The organism is Actinomyces sp. Marseille-P3109, from assembly GCF_900323545.1.
GTDB lineage: Bacteria > Actinomycetota > Actinomycetes > Actinomycetales > Actinomycetaceae > Actinomyces.
The window spans coordinates 1-5,300 of the sequence record NZ_OOHN01000001.1 but is presented as its reverse complement, the minus strand read 5'-3'; the positions used below and the strand labels follow the sequence as shown (position 1 = coordinate 5,300).

At 72.8% G+C, this 5,300-nt stretch carries 4 protein-coding genes; 3 read left to right on the top strand and 1 reads right to left on the bottom strand.

Annotated features, from left to right (window positions below):
* Positions 1-237: 237 nt before the first annotated feature.
* Positions 238-1,866, top strand: a complete 1,629-nt coding sequence (locus BQ8008_RS00020; RefSeq protein WP_108832277.1) for an RNB domain-containing ribonuclease — start codon at positions 238-240, stop codon at positions 1,864-1,866.
* Between the two features lie 13 nt (positions 1,867-1,879).
* On the opposite strand, the gene BQ8008_RS00015 is transcribed toward BQ8008_RS00020, so the two are convergent.
* Positions 1,880-2,398, bottom strand: a complete 519-nt coding sequence (locus BQ8008_RS00015) for a TetR/AcrR family transcriptional regulator (RefSeq protein ID WP_108832276.1) — start codon at positions 2,396-2,398, stop codon at positions 1,880-1,882.
* Between the two features lie 36 nt (positions 2,399-2,434).
* Between BQ8008_RS00015 and BQ8008_RS00010 the strand changes: the two genes are divergently transcribed.
* A complete protein-coding gene (locus BQ8008_RS00010) occupies positions 2,435-3,301 on the top strand; it encodes a DMT family transporter (RefSeq protein ID WP_108832275.1) in 867 nt (288 codons plus the stop codon).
* A 75-nt stretch (positions 3,302-3,376) separates the two neighbouring features.
* Positions 3,377-5,209, top strand: a complete 1,833-nt coding sequence (purF, locus tag BQ8008_RS00005; protein ID WP_108832278.1) for an amidophosphoribosyltransferase — start codon at positions 3,377-3,379, stop codon at positions 5,207-5,209.
* The last annotated feature ends 91 nt before the right edge of the window (positions 5,210-5,300 follow it).

The window sequence follows — 5,300 nt, the reverse complement described above, 5'->3', positions numbered from 1 at the left end:
CCGACACCCAGATCCAAGACATCCAGGACCGCCTCAACCGCCGACCCCGCATCGTCTTGAACGGACAGACCCCAACTGAGAAACTCAACGACATCATCAACGGTGCAAACACCACCTGACTCCACCGACGCGAATACGCGTCATCTGTGAAGAAAATGTCGATGTGTGAGGCGCGCTGGGGAACTGCGCTCGCCTGTTTGTCACTGCGCCGACGGCCCGCGCCGGTAGGTTCACCCCATGAGTCGCACGCGCCTGAGCACCTACACCGCCCCACCCGCCGAGGTCACCGAGGCCTTGGCCGCGCTGCGCGCACGCTACGAGGCGCCCACTGCCTTCCCGCCCGGGGCCCTCGCCGAGGCCGAGGCCGCCGCCAGCGCCTGGGCTCAGGACGGTCCCGCCCGGCTCCTGGCCGACGGCGCCCGTGACGCCCGCGACCTGGGCCTGGTCACCATCGACCCGCCCGGGTCCATGGACCTCGACCAGGCGGTGCGCCTGGAGCGCCTGACCGGGCAGTCGGAGAGCGCCGGCGCGGCGACCGGGGAGGCGACCGAACCGGCGGCTGCCTACCGCGTCCGCTACGCCATCGCCTCGTTGGCCACCTTCGTCACCCCCGGCGGCGCCCTGGATGCTGAGCTGCGTCGTCGCGGCGAGACCATCTACGCCCCCGACGCCGCCACGCCCCTGCACCCCGAGGTCCTCTCCCACGGCGCCGCCTCCCTCCTGGAGGACGTGGACCGCCCGGCCTGCCTGTGGACCATCGACCTCGACGCCCGGGGCGAGGTCGTCTCCGCCCGCGTCGAGAGGGCCCTCGTGCGCTCACGGGCCCGCCTCACCTACGCACAGGTCCAGGCCGCCATCGACGGTGAGGTTTCGCTGCCGCCGTCGGCCCCCGACGACCTGCCCGGGCTCCTGGCCGAGATCGGCCGCCTGCGCCTGGAGCGGGAGGCCGCCCGAGGCGGCATCAGCATGACCACGCCCGAGCAGGTCATCGAGGTGACCGAGGCGGCAGGGCCGGCGGGGGAGTCGGAGTCCGCCGAGGTCCCCGGCCCGGACGGCTACCGGCTCGCCTACCGGGTGAGTGAGCCCGCCGAGCAGTACAACGCCCAGATCTCTCTGCTCACCGGCATGTGCGCCGCCCGGATCATGGTCGAGTGCGGCGTCGGCATCCTGCGGACCCTGTCGCCGGCGCGCCCCGAGGACTACGCCCGTCTGCGGCGCGTCGCCGCGGCCCTGGACATCGACTGGCCGGCCGCCCGGTCCTACCCCGAGCTCGTGCGCAGCCTGGACCATGCCGTGCCCGCCCACGCGGCCTTCATGGACCAGGCCATGTCCCTCTTCCGCGGGTCGGGCTACCTCGCCTTCGGCGTCGACGGTGTCGGCGTCCCGGCCGACGACGAGGCCTCCGACGCCGAGGAGGCCGTCCACTCCGCGATCGCCGCCCGCTACGCCCACGTCACCGCCCCGCTGCGCCGCCTCGTGGACCGCTACGGCGAGGAGGTCTGTATCGCCGCCTGCGCCCAGGCGCCCGTGCCCGAGTGGGTGCTCCAGACCCTGCCCGAGCTGCCCGGCATCATGGAGCAGACCGGCAAGCGCGCCCGGGCCATCGGCCGCGGAGCCCTGACCGCCCTGGAGGCCCTGGTCCTGCGCGGCCACGAGGGCAAGGTCTTCGACGGCGTCATCACCTCCGAGCGCGACGGCCGCGGCGAGCTCGTCCTGGCCGAGCCCGCCGTCGTCACCGAGATCCGTGCCGGCAAGGGTGCCTCCGACGGCGGTCGCCTCCCGGTCGGCGAGCGCGTGCGGGTCCGCCTGCTGGCCGCCGACCCCGCCGCCGGCATCCGCTTCGAGCTCCTGACGCACCAGCCCTGAGGCGCCCGATGCGTCAGTCCTGCGGGAGCATCTGATCCAGCAGCTCCTGGGCATCGGTCCCGACCAGGTCCAGCACGCCCCGTGAGGCGAGCGAGGCAACGCCGTGGACGGCCGCCCAGGCGGCGGTCGCGGCGGCGTCGGGCGCGTCCGGGCGCTGCTCCGCGAAGCGGGTCCGCCACTGCTGAAGGAGCGGCAGGGACGTGGCCCGAAGCTCCCGGCCGCTGCCGGCCAGCACGTCGTGGCGGGTGATGAGGTCGAAGGCATGGGGATGCTCGACGGCGTAGGCGACGTAGGCCCTCGCGGTCCCCTTGAGGCTTCCTCCGGCGTCGGCGATGCGCTCGCGGAGCTCTCCGAGGCACGCCTCGGCGATCGCGGCCAGGAGCAGCGCGAGGGTGGGGAAGTGGCGCCTCGGTGCGCCGTGGGAGATGCCGCAGCGCCGGGCCACCTCCCGCACCGTCACCGCGCTGATGCCGTTCTCTTCGAGCAGCTGCCGCCCCGCCTGGATCAGACGGTCCTCCGTTGTCTGGCTCATGGCCCTAGCCTGCCTCTTGTAGACGGCGTCTACAACATGGTAGACACCGTCTACATGATGGTTTTCGGATACTCCCTCGCCCTGGTCGCGGCCGGGTCCGCCCTGCATGCCCTGTGGAACGTGCTGGTGAAGCGGTCCGGTACCTCCGACGTCGCCTTCGTGTGGGTCTACAGCGCCATCACCGCACCGCTGTGGCTGGTGGTGCTGACGGTGGTGGCGTCATCGGGAGGACTGGGCCCGGCCTGGTGGGCGGCCCTCGTCAGCACGGCGCTGCACACGGCCTACGCGGCGGTTCTCCAACGCGCCTACTCGGCGGCGGACCTGTCAGTGGTCTACCCGGTCTCACGCGGACTGGCGCCGGTCCTGGTGACAGTGGTGGCGGCGCCGTGGAACGGGGGTACGAGCGTCATGCAGGTAGCGGCGCTTGCGGCGGTCCTCGCCGGCGTCGTCCTCGCCTCGGGTGCCACGTGGCGGAATCTGACCCGGGCCCGAGGCCTCTGGGCGGGCAGCGCCGTCGCCTCCTGCACCGCCGCCTACACTCTGTGGGACGCCTTCGCCGTCGCGCACCTGCACGTCTCTGTTGTGCCCTACATGGCGCTGTCCAGTCTGGCTCAGCTCGTGCTGCTCACCGTCGTGCTGGGCCGGCGTCGCCGCGAGCTGCCCGCCGCGCTGGCCGCCGGCTGGGCCCGAGCCCTCCCCATCGCGGTGCTGGTGCCGGCGAGCTATGCGCTGGTGCTTGTCGCCATGCGCTTCGGGCCTCCGTCCGTCGTCGCCACCTCCAGGAGCCTCAACGTCGTCTTCGGCGTCATCGCCGGGGTGTGGCTCCTGCGTGAGCCGTTCACCGGGCGATCAGTGCTGGGAGTCGCGATGATCGTCGTCGGAGTCCTGATGGGAGCAAGCTGATCCCGGAGCCGTCCGCGAGCCGGCTCCGGCGCCCGCCGATGGTCAGGCGACGTCCGGTCATGACAGACTGTGCGTGTGCGTACCGGTGAGAACCCCTCGCAGACCGCCTTCGACCGCCCCGACGACGCCCGTCGCATCCCGCGGGCCGGCTCCTCGGAGCCTCTCGGTCGGTCCAGCCAGTCGAGTCAGACCGATCCGACGGCTCCCGCGGCGCCCGTGAGCGCGCCCAGCCTGACCGCCCTGCCCGACGACCACTCCGACGAGCTCGAGCCCTCTCCGCGCGAGGAGTGCGGCGTCTTCGGCGTGTGGGCCCCCGGCGAGGAGGTCTCCCGCCTGACCTACTTCGGCCTGTACGCCCTCCAGCACCGCGGTCAGGAGTCGGCCGGCATCGCCACCTCCAACGGCTCCCAGATCCTCGTCTACAAGGACCTGGGCCTGGTCTCCCAGGTCTTCGACGACCAGGCCCTGTCCAACCTCACCGGTCACATGGCCGTGGGCCACGTCCGCTACGCCACCCAGGGGGCCACCACCTGGGAGAACGCCCAGCCGATGCTCGGCCCGGCGGCCGGCTCCACCCTCGTCCTGGCCCACAACGGCAACCTCACCAACACCCGCGAGCTCATGGACGCCGTGCACGCCACCTCCGGGGAGGATCTCAGCGGCGAGCTGGGCCGCGGCTCCTCCACGGACACGGCGGTCCTGGCCGCCCTGCTCAACCTCGTCTCCGAGCACGGCACCCTGGAGGGCTGGGACTCGGCCGCCGACATCCTCACCTCCGGCATCACCGACGACGCCGATCTCGACGCCGCCTACTCCGCGCCGGCCCCCTTGAGCGTCCACCAGGCCGCCCGCCGGGTCCTGCCCATGCTGCGCGGCGCCTTCTCCCTGGTCTTCATGGACGAGGGCACCCTGTACGCCGCCCGCGACCCGCACGGGGTGCGCCCCCTGGTGCTCGGGCGCCTGGGCAACGGGTGGGCCGTGGCCTCCGAGACGGCCGCCCTGGACATCGTCGGCGCCGCCTTCGTGCGCGAGGTCGAGCCCGGTGAGCTCATCGAGATCGACGAGGACGGCGTGCGCTCCTCGCGCTTCGCCACCGCCCGCCGGGCCGGCTGCGTCTTCGAGTACGTCTACCTGGCCCGTCCCGACACCCGCATCGCCGGGCGCAGCGTCATCGCCTCGCGCAACGAGATGGGCGCCGCCCTGGCCCGCGAGCACCCGGTGGAGGCCGACCTCGTCATCGCCACCCCGGAGTCGGGCACCCCGGCCGCCATCGGCTACGCCCAGGAATCCGGCATCCCCTACGGGCAGGGGTTGGTGAAGAACGCCTACGTGGGGCGCACCTTCATCCAACCCACCCAGACCCTGCGCCAGCTCGGCATCCGCCTCAAGCTCAACCCCCTGCGCGAGGTCATTGAGGGCAAGCGCCTCGTCGTCGTCGACGACTCCATCGTGCGCGGCAACACCCAGCGGGCCCTGGTGCGGATGCTGCGCGAGGCCGGCGCCGCCGAGGTCCACGTGCGCATCTCCTCCCCGCCGGTCATGTGGCCCTGCTTCTACGGCATCGACTTCGCCACCCGCGCCGAGCTCATCGCCACCGGCATGAGCGTGGAGGAGATCGGTGAGTCCATCGGAGCCGACTCCCTGGGCTTCCTGTCCGTGGAGGGCATGGTGTCCGCCAGCGGCCAGAAGGCCGACGACCTGTGCCTGGCCTGCTTCACCGGCGACTACCCGATCCCGCCGCCGGTGCGCAGCCTGAAGTCCGCCGCCATCCCGGTGCGCCGCGTCCCGGCCGCCTACCGCGGGCGGCGCCGCGAGGAGGCCGACGCCGCCGCCCGCACCGTGCCGCTGGGCAGCATCACCCGCCCGGACCTGGCCTCCGGCAGCCCGCTGGGCTCGACGACGTCGTAGCCCGGGACCCGGCGGCGGCGTAGGTGATTCCCGGGGCGGACTGCTCGGACTGCTGGGTCATGTGGGGGCTCCTTGAGGACTCGGGTGGAGA

What these genes read in the sequence shown, in the direction of transcription:
- BQ8008_RS00020 (WP_108832277.1), top strand. Translation starts at nt 238, where the DNA reads ATGAGTCGCACGCGCCTGAGCACCTACACCGCCCCACCCGCCGAGGTC.
- BQ8008_RS00015 (WP_108832276.1), bottom strand. Translation starts at nt 2,398, where the DNA reads ATGAGCCAGACAACGGAGGACCGTCTGATCCAGGCGGGGCGGCAGCTG.
- BQ8008_RS00010 (WP_108832275.1), top strand. Translation starts at nt 2,435, where the DNA reads ATGGTAGACACCGTCTACATGATGGTTTTCGGATACTCCCTCGCCCTG.